Origin of the sequence: Ideonella sp. (assembly GCF_041914305.1) — a bacterium.
Taxonomy (GTDB): domain Bacteria; phylum Pseudomonadota; class Gammaproteobacteria; order Burkholderiales; family Burkholderiaceae_C; genus Ideonella.
Genome location: NZ_JAYSDQ010000012.1, coordinates 124,877 through 145,840 on the forward strand (window position 1 = coordinate 124,877; position 20,964 = coordinate 145,840).

A 20,964-nucleotide genomic window follows, 5' to 3' on the forward strand; every position below is an offset into this window, starting at 1 on the left:
CGCCCGGCCGCAGATCAAAGTGCCGGTTCGCGCTGCAATTGTGCAGGAGGCTGGTTGGCCGCCGCCACCGTGAGCAGGCGCTCGCGCAGGTCGGTCAGCATCTCGTAGCGGCGGCGGTACATCGCGCGCTTCTTGGCAGGGATGCTGTCCAGCGGGCGCGGGGTGAAGCCGGTCTCGATCGCGAAAAACCCGTCGACGGTTTCGACACCGCCGCGGTCACGCCAGATCTCGTCGTAGTCTGCCGTCGGCACGTTCTTGTCGAAACGGGCGAACAGCCGCGCGTGGCGGTGGTGGCGGTAGAAATCGCTGATCGCGTAGACCCGCTCGATGCCCATCGTCTCGGCCAGGATCAGCGTGGCCAGCAGCACCAGGTCGCGCGGGCGGCAGCCGTGCAGGCGCTTGGTCAGCTCGGCGTAGCGCTCACTGATGCCCTCGGTCGAGCGGCCCTGAATCGCGCCGATATACATCGTCGGCTGGCCCTTGCGGCGGCCGATCGAGAACGCGACCGAGTACAGCCGCATGTTGCCCTCGAACAGGTTCAGCGCCAGCTCGCCTTCCTGGGCCATCCAGCCGGGCTGGTCGAGCTGCAGCGTCAGGCCATGCTCGGCCGGGCCGATGGTGGCCAGCAGCTCGCGCGCGCCGATCGGCACCTGCAGCCAGGGCTGGCGCTCGACATGGCGGTAGTGCGCCACCACCGTCTCGACGCGGTGGCGGATCGACCACGCGCGGTGCAGATAGGGCCACGCAAGAATGTGGACCATGTTCTTGCGGGCCTGCATCACCTGGCCCAGCTGCGACTGCGGCGGCACCTGGCGCAACGCACGCCACTCGCGGCGGTGAACCCAGGCCTGCCAGCTGAAGCGCACGCGGCGCAGCAGCGACATCGGGCCCATCGCCGGGTAGGCCTGGCGGGCGCCCTGCCAGATCGCGATCCACACCGCCAGCACCGGCTCGACGAAGCTCGGCACGCTGCCCAGCTCGCTGGGCGCAAACGCGGACATCAGGCCCAAGGCCTGCCAACCACCGAAGTTGGAATGGGGCCGGCTGCGGCGCGGCGGCGTCAACATTTGATGCCGACGTGCAGGGCGACCACCCCGCCCGTCAGGTTGTGCACGTCCACATGGCCGAAGCCGGCCGTCTTCATCATCGCCTTCAGCGTCGCCTGGTCCGGGTGCATGCGGATCGACTCGGCCAGGTAGCGGTAGCTGTCGGCGTCGCCCGCCACCCACTGGCCCAGGCGAGGCAGCACCTTGAACGAATACCAGTCGTAAGGCTTTTGCAGCGGTGCGGCGACCTTCGAGAATTCGAGCACCAGCAGGCGGCCGCCTTCGCGCAGCACGCGCGCCATCTCGGCCAGCGCCTGCTCCTTGTGGGTCATGTTGCGTAGGCCGAAGGCCACGCTGACGAGGTCGAAGCTGCCGCTGCGAAACGGCAGTTGCTCGGCGTCGCAGATCGTGGTGGGCAGCGCCAGCCCGTCGTCGAGCATGCGGTCGCGGCCGGTGCGCAACATGGCTTCGTTGATGTCGGTGTGGACCACCTGGCCGCTGGGGCCGACCCGGCGGGCAAAGGCCTTGGCCAGGTCGCCGGTACCGCCGGCGATGTCGAGCACCTTGTCGCCTTCGCGCAGGTTGGCCACGGCCACGGTGTAGGCCTTCCAGGCGCGGTGCATGCCCATCGACATGAGGTCGTTCATCACGTCGTATTTCGACGCGACCGAATCGAACACACCCTTGACGCGCTGGGCCTTCTCGCCCTCGTCAACGCTCTGATAACCGAAATGGGTTTGAGACATCTGTTCCCTCCAGCACGGATGCTGGCAATTTTTATACGCTCAGTGGTGCCCGCAGGATCCGCCACCCTTGGCGGGCATTGGCAAGTCGCGTTCCACCCCGGCTTCCTTCAATCTCTGCTCGTAGCGCGCCCAGTGTTCGGCCTGCTCCGCCCCGAGGCGGTACAGCAGCTCCCAGGTGAAGATGCCGCTGTCGTGGCCGTCCGAAAAGCGCGGCTGGACCGCATAGTGACCAACCGGCTCGATCGCGTCGATCCCTACATTGCGCTTACCGGTTTGCAGCACTTCCTGCCCCGGCCCGTGCCCCTGCACCTCGGCCGACGGCGAATACACGCGCATCAGCTCGAACGGGATGCGAAACGTGCGGCCGTCGTCAAAAGTGATTTCGAGAACTCGAGAGGTCTGGTGGACGGTCAGGGCGGTAGGCTGAGGATGTCGCGAAGAATTGATCATCGTGTCTCGACGGGTCACGCCTCAGCGCAGCCCGATGTCCATCATCCCTTCGGCCAGGCCCTCGGCGGCCCCCAGCGTCAGCATCAGCGCGTCGTTCTGGCCCAGGTAGAGCATGGCCCCGTCGCTGGAACGGTTGCCGCGACGCAGGCCGGTCGGGCCGACGTTGGTCAGTGGCGCCAGATTGGCAGTTTCGCTGACGGCGCTGCCGCCGGTCAGTGTGCCGGCAAATGCGTAATGCGCGTCGGTGAGCACGGTCTTGCCCCAGGCGCTGGTGGTGCTGCTGGTGGCGAAGGTGCCGCCGACCAGTCCGGTGGTGTCGGCCAGGCCGACGCGGAATTGGCGCCCGGTCGAGTCGGCCGCGTCCTCGGCACGCAACAGGATCAGCGAACTGCCGGACTGGGCCAGGCGGAAGTGGATGAGGTCGTGGCGAGCCTCGTCAACCCCGACGACTTCGTTGCCCTGGACGGTCAGCCCGTAGGTACCCAGGAACTCCGAGGGACATGAGCCGACCCGTACCGGGACCGGCGCCAGGCAACTGTGCAACACCCCGTCGCCGAAGGTCGAGGGAGCGGCGGCTGAGACGAGCTTGTCGTTGCGTTGCAGGTCCAGCCCCAAGAGGTTGAAGCTGGTGTCCTTCAGCGCCGAGATGTCGGTGGCGAAGCGGCGTGCGGCGATGAAGGGGCGCACACCGTGGTCGTACGGATGCAGGTCGGTGGGCGGCAGGTTGAAATCGAAACCACCGACGACAAGGTCCGGCGCTACGCGAAAGCGCGCGGTACCGTCAAAGACAAAACCGACCCCGTCAGCGTCCGGCGTGAACGCGCCGGTATGGTTGACCTGCGCCCCGACCATCGCATAGGCCATCCGATTGAAGTCCAGCGTCAGCGTGTACTGACGGCCGTTGCTGGCATACACCGCGTAGGCGCCGTTGCGCAGGTCCATGGCGATCGTCGTCGACTCGTCTCGGTTGTTGACGTGGTTTTCGTCATCTGCCGAGGTGGCCGTCATGGAAAGGGTCACCGGCCCGATCTGGTCAGCCAGGCTCGCAACTTCGACACGAAACACGAGGCCGCCGCCTGCCGGCAGGCGGCTGAGCGTCATGGCCGGACCGAGCGTGGCCGGACATTCGGCGCTGCCGGTGGCCGCGCAGGTAACGGCGCCCAGCGTGGCGGCACCGTCAAGGTGATACGACAGTGCCACGTCCGAAGCCGTCGCTGGCCCTTCGTTGGCGACCGAGACAACATAGCTCGCATTTTCGCCGGCGTAGATCTCGACGGGGCCGCTTGTATTGACCGCGATGTCGGCGTTGTCGCCCAGGTCGGTGGTGCCGTCAGAGCCCCCGCAGGCAGACAGGGTCAGGGCAACAAGCAAGGCAGAGGCAACGCGGATCATGGCGGTGGGGGCAAGAGGAAAGGGCCAGTGCGCGGGCCGCGCGAACCCCCGATGCTACCCAAGCCGCGCGTCAGGGCCCCACCGAGCGGCGGATCAACTCATCAAGCTTGTTCAGCGGCTGGCGCAACCGGGCGACGGCCGGCGGCATTGGTTCACGTTGGCGCATGCCCCAGATCGGCTGCGGAAAGTGGCTGTCCCAGTCGAAACGGGCGATCACGTGCCAGTGCAGGTGGGGCACCATGTTGCCGAGCGCGGCCAGGTTGATCTTGGTCGGCGCCAGCTCGTGGCGCAGCACCCGCTCGACCGCCACCACCACGCCCAGGCAATGGGCGCAGTCGACGTCCGACAGGTCGCTCAGCTCGGCCACATGGTCGCGCCAGATCACTCGGTAGAAGGCCGGGAACTCGGGCGCGTCGAGCACCCGCACCACGCGCAGCCGGGCGTCGGCGGCCACTTCGACCCAGCCGGCCGAGCCGCCGGCTGCGCACAGCTCGCACCCTGCAACCGCCGCCATCAGACCAGCACCCGCTCGATGCCGCCGGCATTGGCGCGCTCGACGTAGCGCTCCATCCAGTCTTCGCCCAGGATCTTGCGCGCCATCTCGACGACGATGTAGTCGGCCTCGAGCAGGCCGTTCTGCAGGTCGTCGCCGTAGCGCGACAGGCCTTGCAGGCAGCTCGGGCAGGAGGTGAGGATCTTCAGGTCATCCTTCGGCCCCACCGCACCCGTGGCACGCAGCTGCGCCTCGGTCTTTCGCAGCTCTTCTTCCTTGCGAAAACGCACCTGGGTCGCAATGTCGGGCCGGCTGACGCCCAGCGTGCCGGACTCGCCGCAGCAGCGTTCGCTCTTGACCACGCCGTCACCGACCAGCGCCTTGACCGTCTTCATCGGCTCCTGCAGCTTCATCGGGCTGTGGCAGGGGTCGTGATAGAGGTAGGTGGCGCCGGCGCCGGGCAAGGTGATGCCTTTTTCCAGCAGGAACTCGTGGATGTCGATGATGCGGCAGCCGGGGAAGATGTCTTCGAACTTGTAGCCCTGCAGCTGGTCGTAGCAGGTGCCGCAGGACACGACCACCGTCTTGATGTCGAGGTAGTTCAGCGTGTTGGCCACGCGGTGGAACAACACCCGGTTGTCGGTGATGATCTTCTCGGCCTTGTCGAACTGGCCCGAGCCACGCTGCGGGTAGCCGCAGCACAGGTAGCCTGGCGGCAACACCGTCTGCACCCCGGCCTGCCACAGCATCGCCTGCGTCGCCAGGCCCACCTGGCTGAACAGGCGCTCCGAGCCGCAGCCGGGGAAGTAGAACACCGCCTCGGTCTCGGCCGTGGTCGACGCCGGGTCGCGGATGATCGGCACGTAGTGCTTGTCCTCGATGTCCAGCAGGGCCCGCGCGGTCTTCTTCGGCAAGCCACCCGGCATCTTCTTGTTGATGAAGTGGATGACCTGCTCTTTGATCGGCGCGCTGCCGACGGTCGCCGGCGGCGCGCTGGTCTGCTTGCGCGCCGCGAGCTTCAGCACATCGTGCGCGATGCGCTGGGCCTTCATGCCCACGCCGACCATCGCCGTGCGGGCGAGCTTGATCGTCTGCGGGTTCGTCGCATTGAGCATGAACATCGCCGCGGCGTTGCCGGGGCGGAAGGTCTTCTGCCCCATCTTGCGCAGCAGGTTGCGCATGTTCATCGACACATCGCCGAAGTCGATCTTCACCGGGCACGGCGACAGGCACTTGTGGCAGACCGTGCAGTGGTCGGCCACGTCTTCGAATTCTTCCCAGTGCTTGATCGACACACCGCGGCGCGTCTGCTCTTCGTACAAGAAGGCCTCGACCAGCAGCGAGGTCGCCAAGATCTTGTTGCGCGGGCTGTACAGCAGGTTGGCGCGCGGCACGTGGGTGGCGCAGACCGGCTTGCACTTGCCGCAGCGCAGGCAGTCCTTGACCGAGTTGGCGATGTCGCCGATGTCGCTCTGCTGCATGATCAGCGACTCGTGCCCCATCAGCCCGAAGCTGGGCGTGTAGGCGCGGCTCAGGTCGGCGGCATGCACATCGCCGCCCAGGCGCTGCAAGGCGTCGCCGCGCAGCAGCTTGCCTTTGTTGAAGCGGCCCTGCGGGTCCACGCGCTGCTTGTAGGCGGTGAAATTGGCCAGCTCGTCGTCGGTCAGGAATTCGAGCTTGGTGATGCCGATGCCGTGTTCGCCCGAGATCACGCCGTCGAGCGAGCGGGCCAGCACCATGATGCGGGCCACCGCCTCGTGGGCGGTCTGCAGCATCTCGTAGTTGTCGGAGTTGACGGGGATGTTGGTGTGCACATTGCCATCACCGGCGTGCATGTGCAGCGCCACCCAGACCCGGCCCTTCAGCACTTCCTGGTGGATGCGCTTGCACTCTTCGACGATCGGCGTGAAGGCCGCGCCGGCGAACAAGGCCTGCAGCGGCTTCAGGATCTGCCGCTTCCACGAGGCGCGCAATGAGCCGTCTTGAATCTGGTCGAAGAAGCTGCGCTGGACATCCGCCTGCACCACGTCCAGGCCCTGCAACCAGCCCCGCCACAGTGCACGCACCTCGCGCAGCAGCGCCAGTGACTGCTGCACCCGGTCTTCCAGCAGCTCGGCGCTCGGGATCTCGCCGGCGTCGTCGGTCTTGCCCAGCGGCAAGGTGCCCTGCGCGAAGAACGCCTCGAGCCTGTCGACCAGCGCCAGCTTGTTGCGCAAGGAAAGTTCGATGTTGATCCGCTCGATGCCCAGCGTGTACTCGCCCATGCGCTCGAGCGGGATCACCACGTCTTCATTGACCTTGAAGGCGTTGGTGTGTTTGCTGATCGCCGCGGTGCGCTTGCGGTCGAGCCAGAACTTCTTGCGCGCGTCGGCCGAGACGGCCACGAAGCCCTCGCCCGAGCGGCCGTTGGCCAGGCGGATCACCTCGCTGGTGGCACGCGCCACCGCGTCGGCATCGTCGCCGACGATGTCGCCCACCAGCACCATCTTGGGCAGGCCGGCGCGCTTGCTCTTGGTCGCGTAGCCCACCGCCTTGAGATACCGGTCGTCCAGATGTTCCAGGCCCGCCAGGATGGCGCCGCCCGGACGCTTCATCTCGGCGAACATGAAGTCCTTGATCTCGACGATCGACGGCACGCAGTCCTTCGGGTTGCCGAAGAATTCGAGGCACACGGTGCGGGTGTGCGCGGGCATGCGGTGCACCACCCAGCGCGCCGAGGTGATCAGGCCGTCGCAGCCCTCTTTCTGGATGCCCGGCAGGCCGGCCAGGAACTTGTCGGTGACATCCTTGCCCAGGCCTTCTTTGCGAAACACCCGGCCGGGGATGTCCAGCCGCTCGGTGCGCTCGAGCTTCTTGCCCGAGGCGTCGAAGTGGCGCAGCTCGAAGCTGGCCACCTCCACGTCGTGGATCTTGCCGAGGTTGTGATTCAGGCGGACGACCTCGAGCCAGGTCGCCTCGGGCGTCACCATGCGCCAGCTGGCCAGGTTGTCCAGCGCGGTGCCCCACAGCACGGCCTTCTTGCCGCCGGCGTTCATCGCCACATTGCCGCCCACGCAGCTGGCTTCGGCCGAGGTCGGGTCGACCGCGAACACATGGCCGCCACGTTCAGCGGCATCGGCCACGCGCTGGGTGACCACGCCGGCCTCGGTCCAAATCGTTGCCACCGGTTTCTCGACGCCCGGCAGCGCGACCATCTCGACCTCGGTCATCGCCTCGAGCTTCTCGGTGTTGATGACCGCGCTCTTCCAGGTCAGCGGCACGGCGCCGCCGGTGTAGCCGGTGCCACCGCCACGCGGGATGATCGTCAGGTCGAGCTCGATACAGGCCTTGACCAGCCCGGCCATCTCGGCCTCGGTGTCGGGCGTGAGCACGACGAAGGGGTACTCGACCCGCCAGTCGGTGGCATCGGTCACATGCGACACGCGCGACAGGCCGTCGAACTTGATGTTGTCTTTCGCGGTGTGCTTGCCCAGCACCTTGCGGGTGAGCTGGCGCAGGTCCCAGGTGTCCGAGAAGCGCTTGGCGAAGCGCTCGACCGCTGCGCTGGCGGCCGCCAGCAACTCGCCCACGTGGGCGTCACGCTCGCGGTCGTCGGCCGGCGTGCGGCGCTTCTCGACTTCGGCCAACCGGTGGTGCAGCGCGTCGATCAGCAGCTGGCGCCGCTTCGGGTTGTCGAGCAGATCGTCTTCGAGGTACGGGTTGCGCTGCACCACCCAGATGTCGCCCAGCACCTCGTACAGCATGCGGGCCGAGCGGCCGGTGCGGCGCTCTTCGCGCAGCCGGTCGAGGATCGACCAGGCGCGTTCGCCCAGCAGGCGCAACACGATCTCGCGGTCTGACAGCGAGGTGTAGTTGTACGGGATCTCGCGCAGCCGGGGCGCGGTGGCGTCGGTCGTCTGCAGCGCGGTCGCCTGCAGGTTCACGGGGATAGGAGCGTTCATCGGCCTGGGGCGAGCCGGCGGTCAGGCCTGGTGGGCAGGCCCGTCCCGCCGAGAATGGTGATCACACGCGGGAGCGCCAGGGTATGACGCAGCGTCAGATGTTACCGCAGGGCCACGATGGCCCCAGGGTTTGCATGGGCAGCGGCGAAGCGGCGTTCGGCGCCCGGCCTCTGCAGCGCGCCCGCCACGCGAGGGCTTGCCCTCTTGCCACGGCGCATGGGCTTGTGACAGAAACCGGACTGTCATATGAGCCGGCCACACTGCCGGCCTGTCCAGAACAACCACCGTGGAGACCCCATGCGTCCATTGCTTGCCAGCCTCGTTGCCACGACCTTGTTCGCCACCGCCGGCGCCGCCCAGGCCCAGGTCGAGGTGCAGTGGTGGCACTCGATGACCGGCGCCCTGGGCGAGCGCGTGACCGAGATTGCCAACGGCTTCAACGCCTCGCAGACCGCCTACAAGATCGTGCCGGTCTACAAGGGCAGCTACCCCGAATCGATGACCGCGGCGATCGCCGCCTACCGCGCCGGCAACCCGCCGGCGGTGGTGCAGGTGTTCGAGGTCGGCACGGCGACCATGATGTCGGCGCAGGGCGCGATCAAGCCCGTCTACCAGCTGATGAAGGACGCTGGCCAGCCCTTCGACCCCAAGGCCTACCTGCCGGCCGTGGCGGGCTATTACACCGACCGCAAGGGCAACATGCTGTCGATGCCGTTCAACTCGTCGACGCCGGTGTTCTACGTCAACGAAGACGCGTTCAAGAAAGCCGGCCTGCCCGTCAAGGCGCCCACCACCTGGAAGGAATTCGCCGTCACCGCGGGCAAGCTCAAGGCCAGCGGCCAGGCCTGCGTCTACACCACCGGCTGGCCGGCCTGGGTGCATGTCGAGAACTTCAGCACCTGGCACAACCTGCCGATCGCGACGCTCGAAAACGGCATCGGCGGCCTGAAGACCGAGTTCAAGATCAACTCGCCGGCGCATGTGGCGCATGTGCAGATGCTGGCCGACTTTGCCAAGAACGGCTGGTTCACCTATGCCGGCCGCAAGAACGAGGCCGAGGCCAAGTTCTTCAGCGGCGAGTGCGCGATGCTCACGTCCAGCTCGGGCGCGCAGGCCAACATCCGCAAGAACGCCAAGTTCGCCTTCTCGGTCAACATGCTGCCCTACAACGACGCGATCGCCGGCGCGCCGCAGAACTCGATCATCGGCGGCGCCAGCCTGTGGGTGATGGGCAAGAAATCGGCCGCCGAATACAAGGGCGTGGCCCAGTTCTTCAGCTACCTGTCGAACACCGAGCTGCAGATGAAGTGGCACGAGCAGACCGGCTACGTGCCCATCACCGTGGCCGCCTACGAAGGCGCCAGGAAGGCCGGCTACTACGACAAGGTGCCGGGTGCCGACATCGCGGTGCGCCAGCTCAACAACAAGCCGCCGACCGCCAACTCCAAGGGCCTGCGCTTCGGCAACTACGTGCAGGGCCGCGACATCATCGAAGAAGAAATGGAAGCCGTGTTCGCCGGCAAGAAGACAGCTCAGGCCGGCATGGACGACGCCGTGCGCCGCGGCAACGAGCTGCTGCGCCGCTTCGAAGCCACCGCCAAAGAGTAAGGCCAGAGCGCGGCGGGCGATCCCATGGGTCAACGCGTGGCATTCGGCAGCCGCTGGCTGCCCTACGCACTGGTGTTGCCGCAAATCGCGGTGACGCTGGTCTTTTTCTTCTGGCCGGCGCTGCAGGCGCTGTGGTTCTCGTTCCAGCTGCAGGACCCGTTCGGCGAGAGCACCGAGTTCGCCGGCCTGAAGAACTTCGTCGACCTGTTCCATGACACAGGCTATCTGGCCTCGTTCCAGACCACGGCGCTGTTCAGCGTGCTGGTGGCCTTCTTCGGCATCGCGGTGTCGCTGTTCCTGGCCACGCTGGCGCACCGCGTCACCCGCGGCGCGCTGGTCTACCGCACGCTGCTGATCTGGCCGTATGCGGTGGCCCCTGCGGTGGCCGGCGTGCTGTGGGCCTTCATGTTCGCGCCCAGCATCGGCATCGTCAGCTATGTGCTGCGCGGCCTGGGCATCGACTGGAACTGGGTGCTGCGCGGCGACCAGGCGATGCTGCTGGTGGTGATGGCCGCCACCTGGAAGCAGATCAGCTACAACTTCCTGTTCTTCCTGGCCGGGCTGCAGTCGATCCCCACCTCGCTGATCGAGGCCGCGGCCATCGATGGCGCCAGCCCGCTCCGGCGGTTCTGGACCATCGTCTTCCCGCTGCTGTCGCCCACCACCTTCTTCCTGCTGGTGGTCAACATCGTCTACGCCTTCTTCGACACCTTCGGCGTGATCGACGCCACCACCGGCGGCGGCCCGGCCCAGGCGACCAACATCCTGGTCTACAAGGTCTACACCGACGGCGTGAAATCGGCCGACCTGGGCGGCTCGTCGGCCCAGTCGGTGGTGCTGATGGCCATCGTCATCGCGCTCACCGTGGTGCAGTTCCGCTTCGTCGAGCGCAGGGTTCAGTACGGATGATCGAGAACCGCAAGGGCCTGGACTGGCTGACCCACGTGTTGCTGATCGCCGCGGTCGCGATCGTCGCCTTCCCGCTGTACGTGACCTTCGTCGCCTCGACCCACACGCTGGACGAGGTGCTGGCGGTGCCGATGCCGCTGGTGCCCGGCTCGCACCTGATCGAGAACTACGCCCAGGTGCTGGGCGCCGGGTCCACCCGCGGCGCCGCCGCCCCGGTGGGCCCGATGATGCTCAACAGCCTGGCGATGGCGCTGATGATCGCGTTCGGCAAGATCGCCATCTCGATCATCGCGTCGTTCGCGATCGTGTACTTCCGATTTCCGCTGCGCCGCACCTTCTTCTGGATGATCTTCGTCACGCTGATGCTGCCGGTCGAGGTGCGCATCATCCCGACCTTCAAGGTCGTGTCGGACCTGGGGCTGCTGAACTCCTACGTCGGCTTGACGCTGCCGCTGATCGCCTCGGCCACCGCCACCTTCTTGTTCCGCCAATTCTTCATGACCGTGCCCGACGAGCTGACCGAGGCCGCGCGCATCGACGGCGCCGGCCCGATGCGCTTTTTCTTCGACGTGCTGCTGCCGCTGTCGGCCACCTCGGTCGCGGCGCTGTTCGTGATCCAGTTCATCTACGGCTGGAACCAATACCTCTGGCCCTTGCTGATCACCACCGACGAGTCGATGTACACCGCCGTCATCGGCATCAAGCGGATGATCGTCGGCGGCGACGCGCTGACCGAGTGGCCGCTGGTGATGGCCACCGCGATGCTGGCCATGCTGCCGCCGGCGCTGGTGGTGCTGCTGATGCAGAAGTGGTTCGTCAAGGGCCTGGTGGACGCCGAGAAATAGGCGCCGAAAAGCAACAACACATGGCAAGCATTTCCCTCAGAAACGTCGAGAAGACCTATGGCCGCGGCCCGGGTGCCAACAAGGTCATCCACGGGGTCAACGCCGAGATCGCCGACGGCGAATTCATCGTCATCGTCGGCCCCTCGGGCTGCGGCAAGAGCACGCTGCTGCGCATGGTGGCGGGGCTGGAGGAAATCACCGGCGGCGAGATCGCGATCGGCCCGCGCGTGGTGAACCAGCTCGAGCCGGCAGAGCGCGACATCGCGATGGTGTTCCAGAACTACGCGCTCTACCCGCACATGAGCGTGTACGACAACATGGCCTATGGGCTGAAGATCGCCAAGCGACCCAAGGCCGAGATCGACGAGCGGGTCAAGAAGGCGGCGCGCATTCTCGAACTCTCGCACCTGCTGGAGCGCAAGCCGCGGCAACTGTCGGGTGGCCAGCGCCAGCGCGTGGCGATGGGCCGCGCGATCGTGCGGCAGCCGCAGGTCTTCTTGTTCGACGAGCCGCTGTCCAACCTCGACGCCAAGCTGCGGGCGCAGACGCGGCTCGAGATCCAGAAGCTGCATGCCGAGCTGAAGGTCACGTCGCTGTTCGTCACCCACGACCAGGTCGAGGCGATGACGCTGGCGCAGCGCATGATCGTGATGAACGCCGGCGTGATGGAGCAGATCGGTTCGCCCGAAGAGGTCTACGCACGCCCGGCCACCACCTTCGTCGCCAGCTTCATCGGCTCGCCGCCGATGAACCTGCTGCCCGGCGAGGCCACGGCCGCTGGCTTCAAGCTCGGCGACACGCTGCTGCCGCTGCCGCCCGGCGCACCGCGCAACGGCCTGGTGACGATGGGGCTGCGGCCGGAACACGCCGAGCCGCATGCGCAAGGTGGCTGGCCGCTGCAGGTCGAACTGGTCGAGATGCTGGGCGCCGAACGCCTGGTGCACGGCAAGCTCGGCGGTGCGGCCTTCACGCTGCGCATCGCCAGCACCGAGCCGGCGCCGCGCGTGGGCGAGCGCCTGATGCTCGCGGCCACGCCCGAGCATCTGCACTGGTTCGACAGCGGCACCGGCCGACGTATGTGACATGAAGCCCCCACGCTCCCTTCCGGTCGCTGCCCCCCAAGGGGGCTCTTGCAGCGGACCGGCAAAGCCGGATCCGCGCAAGTCCCTTGGTTGGGGCCGCTTCGTTGCGAGGGGCGGTGAATGAATCCAGTGACCGCCCTGCCCGACTGGCCCTTCCCGCGCTGGATTGCCCACCGCGGCGCCGGCAAGCTGGCGCCCGAGAACACGCTGGCCGCGTTCCGGCTCGGCGCGTCGCACGGCTACCGCGCGTTCGAGTGCGACGTGAAACTGTCGGCCGACGACGTGCCCTTTCTGCTGCACGACGGCACGCTGGACCGCACGACCAACGCCCGCGGCCGCGCCGCCAATCGGCCGTGGAGCGAGCTGTCGCGGCTCGATGCCGGTGGCTGGCACAGCCGCCAGTACGCCGGCGAGCCGCTGACCAGCCTGCAGGCGCTGGCGAATTTCCTGCGCCGCAACCACCATTGGCTGGACCTGGAGATCAAGCCAACCAAGGGCGACGAAGAGCGCACCGGCCGGCTCGTGGCGGCCGAGGTGCAGCGCCTGTGGGCCGGCGACCCGCTGCCGCCGCTGCTGTCGTCGTTTCGCCCCGAGGCCTTGCTGGGGGCGCGGCAGGCGGCGCCCGAACTGGCGCGGGCCCTGCTGGTCGACACCCATTGGCCCAACTGGGTCTCGATGGCGCAGCAGCTGGGCTGTGTCGCCGCGATCACCAACTACCACTTGATGGACGCGACGCTGTTGCAGCACCTGCACAGCTGCGGGCTGCGGGCGCTGGTCTATACGGTGAACGACCCGGCGCCGGTGCAGCAACTGCTGGCGATGGGCATCGACGGGATCATCACCGACGCCGTCGACCAGTTCGCGCCGGCCTGACCGCCTGAGCCCGCCGGCAGGCTGATCGCCCGGGGGCCATGGACAACGGCCGGCAGTCACCTGCCGGCCGTTTCGTTTCAGGTCGTGCCTTCGGCCAGCGCCTCGGTGCCGTGCACCCGCGTGGTGTCAGGCAGGCTGCGCACGCCGCGGATGGTGGCCCACTGCCACGCCGCCACGGCCAGCAGCATCGCGGTCACGCCCGAGAAGGCCAGTGCCGCCCGCAGCCCGATGTGCTCACCCAGCCAGCCGCCCAGCAAGGCGCCCGGGCCGGCCGGCAGCAGCGTCAGCCAGCGCATCGTGCTGGTCATGCGGCCCAGCAGCGGCTCGGGCGTCACCGCCTGGCGCAGCGCCAGGAAGTTGATGAACACCATCACCGCGCCCAGGCCGAACAAGGCCAGCATGACGACGAACGCCGCCACGCCCCAGGGGCCGACCGGCGCCATCGACAACAGGGCCCAGCCGCTGCCGGTGATCGCAAAGCCCATCACCAGGCAGGGGCCCGGCCCCACGCGGCGGCTGATCCGGTCGACCAGCAGGCTGGCCGCCACGGTGCCGACGCCCAGGCCCACATAGCTCAGGCCCACGGCCTGCTCGCTCATGCCCAGCGTGCGGGTGGCGAACAGGATCTGCACGACCAGCGCCGCGTGGTGGCACAGCTGCAGCGTGCCGACGCAGGTGGCCAGCGCCACCAGCAGCCGCTGGTGCACCACGAAGCGCAGGCCCGCCACCAGGTCGGCCCAGAACGCCGCGCCGCCCTGCCCGCCCTCGCGTTTCTCGTCGACTTGGATGCCCCGCAGGATCAGCGCCGAGGTCAGCAGGCCGAAGGCATCGACCAGCAAGGCCACCGGCGCGCCGAGCAAGCGGATCAACGCGCCGGCCACGCCCGGGCCCGCCACCTCGGCGCCCGAGCTGGCCAGCGAGTTCTTCGCGTGCGCCTCGACCAGCCGCTCGCGCGGCACGACCTGGGTCAGCACCACCTGCGCCGCCGAGCCGGCGACCGTGAACACCGTGCCGATGAAGAAGGCCACCGCGTACAGCCAGGGCATGGCCAGCCAACCGAACCACCAGGCCAGCGGCACGCTGGCCACCGCAAAGGCCAGCAGCGTTTCACCGGCGATGTAGACCGGCAGCTTGCGCACACGGTCCAGCCACACGCCACCGGGCAGCGAGAACAGGATGAACGGCGCGATCTCCATCGCCGTCAGCAAGCCCATCTGCGTGGGGGTGGCCTGCAGCAGCACCGCCGCGGTCAGCGGCAGCGCGAGCATCGTGACCTGGCCGCCGAGCGAGCTGATCAGGATCGACGACCACAGGCGGCGGTAGACCACGTCGCGCAGCAGGTCGTTCGGCGCGAGCCTGAATCGGCCCAGCAGTTTTTGGATCAATGACCTCATGGGTCGTTTCTTCTTTCTCGGCCACGAATCACGCCTGCCTGGATAAAGGCCAGGCCGTGACGAGGAAAGCGACGAAAGAGGAAGGGCCGTGTTTCCGATTCTTCCGCCGAGGAGACCCGGCGGAGCGCCCATCACCAGGGGCGCGGAAGCCGAGAGACCGCTAGCGCGGGATGCCTCCCGCCATGGCAACGCGTGCTGCCGGTCGGTGACCGGTGCAACGTTGTACGGTGGCGAGGGTGGGCTTCATCGGAAAGGCTTACATGGGTGCGCGAAAAGCGTGGCCGCATCCTAGCAGCGCCGGTGAGGGGCACGCAAGCGCCGGGCTGTCGTTGTCCCTCGTTCGCGGGGGTTCGATCACGGATAATTTCATCAACATGCAGGACCGCGAGACGCTCGACCGCTATTTCACCGAGCAGGTGGTGGGCGAGCCGTTCGTCATCGAGATGGGCTCGAGCATGGGTGTGCGCCTGGAGCCCACGCGCGGGCTGAAGCTGCACCTGCTGGAAGGCCAGGTCGAGCTGCTGGGCCACGCGGCGCGAGGGCTGGTCTCGCCGCTGCAGGGCGACGCGGGCCTGGGCAAGCCGGTGTCGACACTGGCGCTGGCGCGCGCCCGGCGGCGCCTGCTGGTGGGCTCGCTCGTGGCCATCCTGACGCTGTGGTCGGCCCTGCTGTGGTGGGTCTTCCAGCGCTTCTTCGCCCACTGACTATGTTCGTCACCCCACCCGAGGGCCACCGATTGCTGGACAAGACACAGGACACGCTGGTCATCGACCCGGTGAAGATGAACATCGTGAACCGCATTGCCGCGGACACGGTGCTGGCCGGCGATTTCCTGTTCAAGGGCGGCCTGCTGCTGCAGGGCACCTTGCAAGGCGTGGGCGAGATCGCCGGCAAGCTGGTGGTGTGGCACGACGCGCGGCTGATCGGCCGCTTTCGCGTGCTGGGCGATCTTTACCTGCTGGGCCAGCTGGGCGAGGCCACCGAAACCGACGACGAGGTCGACGACCAGACCGAGATCGAAGTGCAAGGCACCGCCTATGTGGCCAGCAGCGGCGTCAGCACCGGCACGCTGATCGCGGCAAAACTGCGCATGTATGATGGGGCGGTCCTCCAGGGGCCGTTCAGGACCTTGCGCAACGCGCAGTCGCTGCCGGTACTGCACGGCGGCTGAGCCTGCGGCCGCGGGCCCCTTGGCCCCTTTCGCACCACCCTCAACGCGACGCCTGCCCATGGACAACGACGACTCTCTCGCACCGGTCGACGGCGAAGGCAGCAGCCCGGCCGCACCGCCCCCTGCCACCCCCTCCGTGCCCAGCGTGCCGCAGGTCGCGATGGGCCAGGCCATGCCAGAAACGCGGCACTTGCCGACCCTGTTGCCGACCGTGCAGGCGATTGCCGCCGAGGGCCGGGGCAGCGCCAACGTGTCGACACTGGGCCAGGGCCTGTCGTTCATCGGCTCGGCCCGCATCGACGGCTCGCTCACCGTGTCGGGCGAGGTGCAAGGCGACATCGAGCTGCAAGGCAGCGGCAGCGGCCACGTGACGATCACCCAGACCGGCACCGTGGTGGGCGACATCCGCGCCCGCAACATCTCGGTGCTGGGCCAGACGGTCGGCACGCTCGACGCCGGCGGCGGCCGCGTCTCGCTGCACGACACCGCCAGCGTGTCGGGCCGCATCCGCTACACCCATCTTCAAGTCAACGGCGCCGACCTCAACGCCCAGCTGGAGCGCGTGCGCCCCGAGGGTGATGTCGCCAAGTCCGGTCATTCCTGAGCCGCGCGGTGCCACCAGCGCCGACACGCCGGTGGCCACGAGCGACGAGTTGCGGCGTGCCGCGCTGCAGCGCTCGGCAGCGCGCAACGCGCAGGTGGCGCGGCAACGCGTGCGCCGCCGCTGGGTAACCTGGGTCTTCTACAAGCTGCTGTTGATCACGCTGCCGCTGGTGCTGCTGGCCGAGCTGGCCTGGGTGCTGTGGCTGCGGGACCACCCTTTGCCACCGCCATGGCAAGCGATGCTGCCACCGTATCTGCAAGCGATTGCGAACAGGCTCGCGCCCGCCGCAAGCCCTCAGGCACAATCGCCGTCCTCCGCTGCGCCCGGCGCCAGCACCACCTCGGGAGACCTCTGAAGTGAACGGCCAAGACACCCATCGCGCACCGGCCCGCCTGGTGCCCGCCGAGCAGCTGAACGGCATCTCCAGCCTGATCGCCGAAGGTGCCCGCTTCGAAGGCACTTTCAGCGCCAAGGTCGACCTCGGCCTGAAGGTCGACGGCTGGCTCAAAGGCGACATCCGGCTCGAATCCGGCGGCACGGTGCACATCGGTGCCACCGGTGTCGTCGAAGGCAGCACGATCGAAGCCGACCATGTGCTGATCGAAGGCAAGGTTCGCGGCACGGTCATCGCCCGCAAGACGCTCGAGATCACCGGCTCGGCCACGCTGCTGGGCGACGCGGTGTACGACGCGCTGCTGGACATCCACCCGCGTGCCCGCCTGCGCGGCAAGATCGAATTCCGCGGCGAGATGGACCTGGCCGAGGCGCCCCGCGCGATCGCCGGCGCTGGCCGATCGAAGACCGAAAGCGCCGGGTCCGGCGCCTTTGGCCTCACCGACGACGGGCCGAACTGACGCCGCGGGCCTCGCCGGTCAGCGCTGCGCGTCGAACGGCGAGCGGATGTCGGCGAGAAACTGCTGTGCCCGCGGGTGCTGCGGCCGGTTGAAGAAGTCGTCGGGCGTCGCCCGTTCGAGCACCTTGCCGGCGTCCATGAACAGCACGTGGTCGGCCACCTCGCGCGCGAAACCCATCTCGTGGGTCACGCAGACCATCGTCATGCCGTCGCGCGCCAGGTCGCGCATCACCAGCAACACTTCGCCGACCATCTCGGGGTCGAGCGCGCTGGTCGGCTCGTCGAACAGCATCAGCGGCGGCTGCATCGCCAGCGCACGCGCAATCGCCACGCGCTGCTGCTGACCACCCGACAGCTCAGACGGCATCGCGTTCGCCTTGTGCGCCAGGCCCACGCGGTCCAGCAGCGCCATTGCACGCTCGCGGGCCTCAGCCGGCTTCAGCTTGCGGATCTGGACCGGCGCCAACGTGCAGTTGCCCAAAGCGCTGAGGTGCGGAAACAGGTTGAACTGCTGGAAGACGAAGCCGATGTGCGAACGGAACTCGTTGATGTCCAGCCCAGGGGCATGGATGTCCTGCCCATCGATCGCGATGCGGCCCGACTGGATAGCCTCCAGCCGGTTCAGCGTGCGGATCAGCGTCGACTTGCCGGAGCCCGACGGCCCGCAGACCACGACCACCTCGCCCTTGGCGACCGATTCGTTGATGTCGACCAGCGCGTGGTAGTCGCCGAACCATTTGTTGACGGCTTCGAGCTTGATCATGGTGGTGTCACGGCGGGAACGGTCGGGTCGCGCCGGGCGAGTCGGCGCTCGAGCCAGAAGGCCCAGCGCGACAGCCCGAAGCACAGAATGAAATAAGTCAGGGCCAGCAGGCCGTAGATCTCGGCCGGCCGGGTGAGCACCTGCGCGCTGATCTGCGACGCGATGAACGACACCTCGGACAGGCTGACCACATAGCCGAGCGAGGTCTCCTTGATCGTCGAGACGAACTGGTTGATCAGCGACGGCAGCATGTGGCGCAGCGCCTGCGGCAAGACCACGAAGCGCATCGCCTGCAGCCAGCTCAAGCCACAGGAGCGCGCACTCTCCATCTGCCCTTTCGGCAAGCCTTGGATGCCGGCGCGCATGATCTCGGCGAGGTACGCACCATCGAACACGACCAGCGCCGCGAGCATGGTCGCAAACTGGCTGGTCTTCACCCCCGTGAGGCTGGGGATCAGGAAGTAGGCCCAGAACACGACCATCAGCAGCGGCGTGCCGCGCACGATGTAGATCACCGCCATCGCCGGCCAGCGTAGCGCACGCCACGGGCTGACGCGGGCCAACGCCATCAGCAGGCCGATCGGAAACGCCAGCACCAACCCGAGCGAGGCCAGCAGCAGCGTCAACGCCAGGCCACCCAATGGGCCGTTCGGATACTGCCCGATCAGGAAGTAGACCCAATAGTCCTGGATCAGCTCGAGCATCAGCGGCCCCACGACTTTCTGCGTGATCCGCGATGTGTGAAACGCCTGAGAACTGAGCGGGCCGAGGTCGCGCGAGGCCGGCGGCTTGGGGCACGTTCTCCGGCCTGGCTCGCGGGGAGCCGGGGTGCGCGCGCCGAGGTCTCTCGGTCGACGCCGTGTTGCCGTGCGACGGTGGGGGCGACCGCGAATGAAGGCCTGCGAACGCACCCCAAGCCACCGCCCCCACCACCCACGATGGCATGCCACGGCGTGCCCTGCCACCGGCGGTACCCGCAGGGTGGGGGTGGTGCCCCCGGGCGCCGGACCTCATTCGCGGTCGCCCCAACCTCAGCCGTGCACCACATTGTTGATGGAGATGCGGCAGGCCGTCCGCCAACGGTCGTCCGCGAGCGGACGGCGGCCGGGAGCACCGCCCCCACCCTGCCGCCGCGACCGCCGCACGCCATGCGACCGCAAACCGCCCCGACATGCCGAGCGCTCATCTCAATGCCCCGCCGCACCGCGCACCCGATGCTCGTACAGCACCGCAATCCCGGTGATCACCAACGACACGCCAAGGTAGCCGGCGGTCGCGAAGGCAAACGCCTCAAAGCTTCGGAAGGTGGCGCTCTCGACCTGCTGAGCCTGGTAAAGCATTTCGGCCACGCCGACCACCATCGCCATGCTGGTGTTCTTCCACAGGCTCAGGCCTTGCGAGATCAGTGGCGGCACGGTGATGCGCAGCGCCTGCGGCAACACGACCAGGCGCATGCTGGTGAGGAAATTGAAGCCCAGCGCCCTCGCCGCCTCCAACTGCTCTTTCGGCACGCTGCGCACTCCGCTGCGAATGTCCTCTGACATGTAGGCCGCGGTGTACAGCGTCAGCGCGATCACCGCGGCAGCCACCTCGATGTTGCCGCGGTACAGCCACAGCTTGAGCCCCTCGGGCAACAGCTCCGGCGCGCCGAAATACCAGAACAGGATGTGCGCCAGCAGCGGCACGTTGCGAATCGCTTCGACGAACGTGAAGCCAATACTGTTGAGCAGGCGCGACGGCGTCATACGCAGCAGCGCCACCAGCAATGCGAGCGGCATCGCCAGCACCAGCGTGCCGGCGGCGAGCTTGATCGAAAACCAGAAACCGGCGACGAGTTGCTCGTGGTAGGGGCCTGCGGTCAGCAGGTGCAGATCAAAGTCCGACATCCGATCATCCGCACCTCGGCGCAAACCGAGATGCGGACTGAAGGAACACTCAGCCGTCGATCTTGTCGGTCTCGAACTTGAACGGCCGCGCCGGGAACTTCATCTTCGTTTCCGGGCCGAGCCACTTCATGAACAGCTTCTCGGCGTCGCCGGACTTTTCCATGTCGCGCAGCACGCCGTCGACCAGCGCCTTCATCCCTGCCTCGCCCTTCTTCAGGCCCAAGGCCAGGTGCTCGGTGCTGATGCTGGTCGGCAGGATCACGTAGTCCTTCTGCGCCGGGCCGAGCTTGCTGAAATCATCGATCAACGAGGTTTCGTCATTGACATAGGCCACGCCCTTGCCCTGCTGCAGCGCGAGGAAGGCCTGCGGGCTGTTGTCGAACGAGACGATCTCGGCGCCAGGCACCAGCTTCTTGATGTTCTGCTCCATCGTCGAGCCCTTGACCGTCAGCACCTTCTGTCCGGTCAGCTGCGCCGGCTGCTGGATGCCGCTGGCCTTCTTCGTCATGACCTTCTGGCCGGTGATGAAGGTCGACAGCGAGAAGTCGATCAGCGCCTCGCGCTCCTTGTTGTGCGTCAGCGAAGCGGCGAGGATGTCGACGCGGCCTTGCTGCAGCTCGGGCACGCGGGCCGCCACGGCGAGTTGCTTCAGGCTGGTCTTGACGCCCAGCTTCTTGGCCACCGCGTTGCACAGGTCGACGTCGTAGCCGACGATCTCGCGGCTTTTCGGGTCGACGAAACTGAACGGGTCATCGGTGCCGAGCACCCCGCAGACCAACTCACCTTTGGCCTTGATGTCGGCCACCTGGTCGGCGTGAACGAGGGGGGCGAATGCAGCCAGCAGGCCGAGCGCGAGCAGACGAAAACGACGGGTCATGGGCTCTCTCCTAGCGTGAAGAGAGCCGACT

At 67.5% G+C, this 20,964-nt stretch carries 21 protein-coding genes; 10 read left to right on the forward strand and 11 right to left on the reverse strand.

Going from position 1 to position 20,964, the window contains the following annotated elements; all coding sequences use genetic code 11:
• Positions 1 to 14: 14 nt before the first annotated feature.
• The 6 genes from ACE3SG_RS16765 to ACE3SG_RS16790 form a co-directional block, all read right to left on the reverse strand.
• On the reverse strand, positions 15 to 1,067 hold the full coding sequence (locus ACE3SG_RS16765; protein ID WP_374566861.1) for a VirK/YbjX family protein: 1,053 nt from the start codon (positions 1,065 to 1,067) through the stop codon (positions 15 to 17).
• Positions 1,061 to 1,792 carry a bifunctional demethylmenaquinone methyltransferase/2-methoxy-6-polyprenyl-1,4-benzoquinol methylase UbiE gene (gene ubiE / locus ACE3SG_RS16770; protein WP_374566863.1) on the reverse strand — a complete coding sequence of 244 codons (732 nt, stop codon included), beginning with the start codon at positions 1,790 to 1,792 and terminating at the stop codon, positions 1,061 to 1,063. The genes ACE3SG_RS16765 and ubiE overlap by 7 nt, the downstream gene beginning before the upstream one ends.
• A gap of 39 nt (positions 1,793 to 1,831) precedes the next feature.
• The gene (locus ACE3SG_RS16775; protein WP_374566865.1) at positions 1,832 to 2,242 is read right to left on the reverse strand and encodes a gamma-butyrobetaine hydroxylase-like domain-containing protein; all 411 of its coding nucleotides are present in this window, start codon (positions 2,240 to 2,242) and stop codon (positions 1,832 to 1,834) included.
• Between the two features lie 21 nt (positions 2,243 to 2,263).
• Positions 2,264 to 3,634 carry a hypothetical protein gene (locus tag ACE3SG_RS16780; RefSeq protein WP_374566866.1) on the reverse strand — a complete coding sequence of 457 codons (1,371 nt, stop codon included), beginning with the start codon at positions 3,632 to 3,634 and terminating at the stop codon, positions 2,264 to 2,266.
• 70 nt (positions 3,635 to 3,704) lie between these two features.
• Entirely contained in the window at positions 3,705 to 4,148 is a 444-nt protein-coding gene (locus ACE3SG_RS16785; RefSeq protein WP_374566868.1) for an HIT family protein, read from the reverse strand.
• On the reverse strand, positions 4,148 to 8,068 hold the full coding sequence (locus tag ACE3SG_RS16790) for a DUF3683 domain-containing protein (RefSeq protein WP_374566870.1): 3,921 nt from the start codon (positions 8,066 to 8,068) through the stop codon (positions 4,148 to 4,150). Before ACE3SG_RS16790 ends, ACE3SG_RS16785 begins: the two co-directional genes overlap by 1 nt.
• Positions 8,069 to 8,365: 297 nt before the next feature.
• Between ACE3SG_RS16790 and ugpB the strand changes: the two genes are divergently transcribed.
• The 5 genes from ugpB to ugpQ all read left to right on the forward strand — a co-directional run bounded on the left by ugpB (position 8,366) and on the right by ugpQ (position 13,385).
• Positions 8,366 to 9,676: a sn-glycerol-3-phosphate ABC transporter substrate-binding protein UgpB gene (gene ugpB / locus ACE3SG_RS16795; protein WP_374566872.1), complete on the forward strand. Its 1,311-nt coding sequence runs from the start codon at positions 8,366 to 8,368 to the stop codon at positions 9,674 to 9,676.
• Between the two features lie 24 nt (positions 9,677 to 9,700).
• On the forward strand, positions 9,701 to 10,585 hold the full coding sequence (gene ugpA, locus ACE3SG_RS16800; protein ID WP_374566874.1) for a sn-glycerol-3-phosphate ABC transporter permease UgpA: 885 nt from the start codon (positions 9,701 to 9,703) through the stop codon (positions 10,583 to 10,585).
• Positions 10,582 to 11,430, forward strand: coding sequence for a sn-glycerol-3-phosphate ABC transporter permease UgpE (gene ugpE, locus ACE3SG_RS16805; RefSeq protein ID WP_374566876.1), 849 nt, complete (start codon positions 10,582 to 10,584; stop codon positions 11,428 to 11,430). Before ugpA ends, ugpE begins: the two co-directional genes overlap by 4 nt.
• Positions 11,431 to 11,450: 20 nt before the next feature.
• Complete coding sequence (locus ACE3SG_RS16810; RefSeq protein WP_374566878.1) at positions 11,451 to 12,512, forward strand: sn-glycerol-3-phosphate import ATP-binding protein UgpC; 1,062 nt, start codon at positions 11,451 to 11,453, stop codon at positions 12,510 to 12,512.
• A gap of 120 nt (positions 12,513 to 12,632) precedes the next feature.
• Positions 12,633 to 13,385, forward strand: coding sequence for a glycerophosphodiester phosphodiesterase (gene ugpQ / locus ACE3SG_RS16815; protein ID WP_374566880.1), 753 nt, complete (start codon positions 12,633 to 12,635; stop codon positions 13,383 to 13,385).
• A gap of 77 nt (positions 13,386 to 13,462) precedes the next feature.
• Here the strand turns inward: ugpQ and ACE3SG_RS16820 are convergent, their stop codons facing one another.
• Positions 13,463 to 14,779, reverse strand: coding sequence for an MFS transporter (locus ACE3SG_RS16820; RefSeq protein WP_374566882.1), 1,317 nt, complete (start codon positions 14,777 to 14,779; stop codon positions 13,463 to 13,465).
• Between the two features lie 374 nt (positions 14,780 to 15,153).
• Here ACE3SG_RS16820 and ACE3SG_RS16825 point away from each other — a divergent pair, with 374 nt between their 5' ends.
• The 5 genes from ACE3SG_RS16825 to ACE3SG_RS16845 are packed head-to-tail and all read left to right on the forward strand — an operon-like array spanning position 15,154 to position 17,408.
• Entirely contained in the window at positions 15,154 to 15,483 is a 330-nt protein-coding gene (locus tag ACE3SG_RS16825) for a hypothetical protein (RefSeq protein ID WP_374566884.1), read from the forward strand.
• Positions 15,484 to 15,485: 2 nt separating this feature from the next.
• Positions 15,486 to 15,950 (forward strand): polymer-forming cytoskeletal protein, encoded by a 465-nt coding sequence (locus ACE3SG_RS16830; protein WP_374566886.1) that lies wholly within the window; start codon positions 15,486 to 15,488, stop codon positions 15,948 to 15,950.
• Between the two features lie 58 nt (positions 15,951 to 16,008).
• Complete coding sequence (locus tag ACE3SG_RS16835; protein ID WP_374566888.1) at positions 16,009 to 16,554, forward strand: polymer-forming cytoskeletal protein; 546 nt, start codon at positions 16,009 to 16,011, stop codon at positions 16,552 to 16,554.
• Positions 16,529 to 16,909 carry a hypothetical protein gene (locus ACE3SG_RS16840; protein ID WP_374566890.1) on the forward strand — a complete coding sequence of 127 codons (381 nt, stop codon included), beginning with the start codon at positions 16,529 to 16,531 and terminating at the stop codon, positions 16,907 to 16,909. Before ACE3SG_RS16835 ends, ACE3SG_RS16840 begins: the two co-directional genes overlap by 26 nt.
• A 1-nt stretch (position 16,910) precedes the next feature.
• Positions 16,911 to 17,408 (forward strand): polymer-forming cytoskeletal protein, encoded by a 498-nt coding sequence (locus tag ACE3SG_RS16845; RefSeq protein WP_374566893.1) that lies wholly within the window; start codon positions 16,911 to 16,913, stop codon positions 17,406 to 17,408.
• Positions 17,409 to 17,426: 18 nt separating this feature from the next.
• Here the strand turns inward: ACE3SG_RS16845 and ACE3SG_RS16850 are convergent, their stop codons facing one another.
• The 4 genes from ACE3SG_RS16850 to ACE3SG_RS16865 form a co-directional block, all read right to left on the reverse strand.
• Positions 17,427 to 18,170 carry an amino acid ABC transporter ATP-binding protein gene (locus tag ACE3SG_RS16850; RefSeq protein WP_374566895.1) on the reverse strand — a complete coding sequence of 248 codons (744 nt, stop codon included), beginning with the start codon at positions 18,168 to 18,170 and terminating at the stop codon, positions 17,427 to 17,429.
• The gene (locus tag ACE3SG_RS16855) at positions 18,167 to 18,874 is read right to left on the reverse strand and encodes an amino acid ABC transporter permease (protein WP_374566897.1); all 708 of its coding nucleotides are present in this window, start codon (positions 18,872 to 18,874) and stop codon (positions 18,167 to 18,169) included. Before ACE3SG_RS16855 ends, ACE3SG_RS16850 begins: the two co-directional genes overlap by 4 nt.
• A 483-nt stretch (positions 18,875 to 19,357) precedes the next feature.
• Positions 19,358 to 20,056 carry an amino acid ABC transporter permease gene (locus tag ACE3SG_RS16860; protein ID WP_374566899.1) on the reverse strand — a complete coding sequence of 233 codons (699 nt, stop codon included), beginning with the start codon at positions 20,054 to 20,056 and terminating at the stop codon, positions 19,358 to 19,360.
• A 49-nt stretch (positions 20,057 to 20,105) separates the two neighbouring features.
• Positions 20,106 to 20,933, reverse strand: a complete 828-nt coding sequence (locus ACE3SG_RS16865) for an ABC transporter substrate-binding protein (protein WP_374566901.1) — start codon at positions 20,931 to 20,933, stop codon at positions 20,106 to 20,108.
• Positions 20,934 to 20,964 lie beyond the last annotated feature (31 nt).

What these genes read in the sequence shown, in the direction of transcription:
- ACE3SG_RS16765 (WP_374566861.1), bottom strand. Translation starts at nt 1,067, where the DNA reads ATGTTGACGCCGCCGCGCCGCAGCCGGCCCCATTCCAACTTCGGTGGT.
- ubiE (WP_374566863.1), bottom strand. Translation starts at nt 1,792, where the DNA reads ATGTCTCAAACCCATTTCGGTTATCAGAGCGTTGACGAGGGCGAGAAG.
- ACE3SG_RS16775 (WP_374566865.1), bottom strand. Translation starts at nt 2,242, where the DNA reads ATGATCAATTCTTCGCGACATCCTCAGCCTACCGCCCTGACCGTCCAC.
- ACE3SG_RS16780 (WP_374566866.1), bottom strand. Translation starts at nt 3,634, where the DNA reads ATGATCCGCGTTGCCTCTGCCTTGCTTGTTGCCCTGACCCTGTCTGCC.
- ACE3SG_RS16785 (WP_374566868.1), bottom strand. Translation starts at nt 4,148, where the DNA reads ATGGCGGCGGTTGCAGGGTGCGAGCTGTGCGCAGCCGGCGGCTCGGCC.
- ACE3SG_RS16790 (WP_374566870.1), bottom strand. Translation starts at nt 8,068, where the DNA reads ATGAACGCTCCTATCCCCGTGAACCTGCAGGCGACCGCGCTGCAGACG.
- ugpB (WP_374566872.1), top strand. Translation starts at nt 8,366, where the DNA reads ATGCGTCCATTGCTTGCCAGCCTCGTTGCCACGACCTTGTTCGCCACC.
- ugpA (WP_374566874.1), top strand. Translation starts at nt 9,701, where the DNA reads ATGGGTCAACGCGTGGCATTCGGCAGCCGCTGGCTGCCCTACGCACTG.
- ugpE (WP_374566876.1), top strand. Translation starts at nt 10,582, where the DNA reads ATGATCGAGAACCGCAAGGGCCTGGACTGGCTGACCCACGTGTTGCTG.
- ACE3SG_RS16810 (WP_374566878.1), top strand. Translation starts at nt 11,451, where the DNA reads ATGGCAAGCATTTCCCTCAGAAACGTCGAGAAGACCTATGGCCGCGGC.
- ugpQ (WP_374566880.1), top strand. Translation starts at nt 12,633, where the DNA reads ATGAATCCAGTGACCGCCCTGCCCGACTGGCCCTTCCCGCGCTGGATT.
- ACE3SG_RS16820 (WP_374566882.1), bottom strand. Translation starts at nt 14,779, where the DNA reads ATGAGGTCATTGATCCAAAAACTGCTGGGCCGATTCAGGCTCGCGCCG.
- ACE3SG_RS16825 (WP_374566884.1), top strand. Translation starts at nt 15,154, where the DNA reads ATGCAGGACCGCGAGACGCTCGACCGCTATTTCACCGAGCAGGTGGTG.
- ACE3SG_RS16830 (WP_374566886.1), top strand. Translation starts at nt 15,486, where the DNA reads ATGTTCGTCACCCCACCCGAGGGCCACCGATTGCTGGACAAGACACAG.
- ACE3SG_RS16835 (WP_374566888.1), top strand. Translation starts at nt 16,009, where the DNA reads ATGGACAACGACGACTCTCTCGCACCGGTCGACGGCGAAGGCAGCAGC.
- ACE3SG_RS16840 (WP_374566890.1), top strand. Translation starts at nt 16,529, where the DNA reads ATGTCGCCAAGTCCGGTCATTCCTGAGCCGCGCGGTGCCACCAGCGCC.
- ACE3SG_RS16850 (WP_374566895.1), bottom strand. Translation starts at nt 18,170, where the DNA reads ATGATCAAGCTCGAAGCCGTCAACAAATGGTTCGGCGACTACCACGCG.
- ACE3SG_RS16855 (WP_374566897.1), bottom strand. Translation starts at nt 18,874, where the DNA reads ATGCTCGAGCTGATCCAGGACTATTGGGTCTACTTCCTGATCGGGCAG.
- ACE3SG_RS16860 (WP_374566899.1), bottom strand. Translation starts at nt 20,056, where the DNA reads ATGTCGGACTTTGATCTGCACCTGCTGACCGCAGGCCCCTACCACGAG.
- ACE3SG_RS16865 (WP_374566901.1), bottom strand. Translation starts at nt 20,933, where the DNA reads ATGACCCGTCGTTTTCGTCTGCTCGCGCTCGGCCTGCTGGCTGCATTC.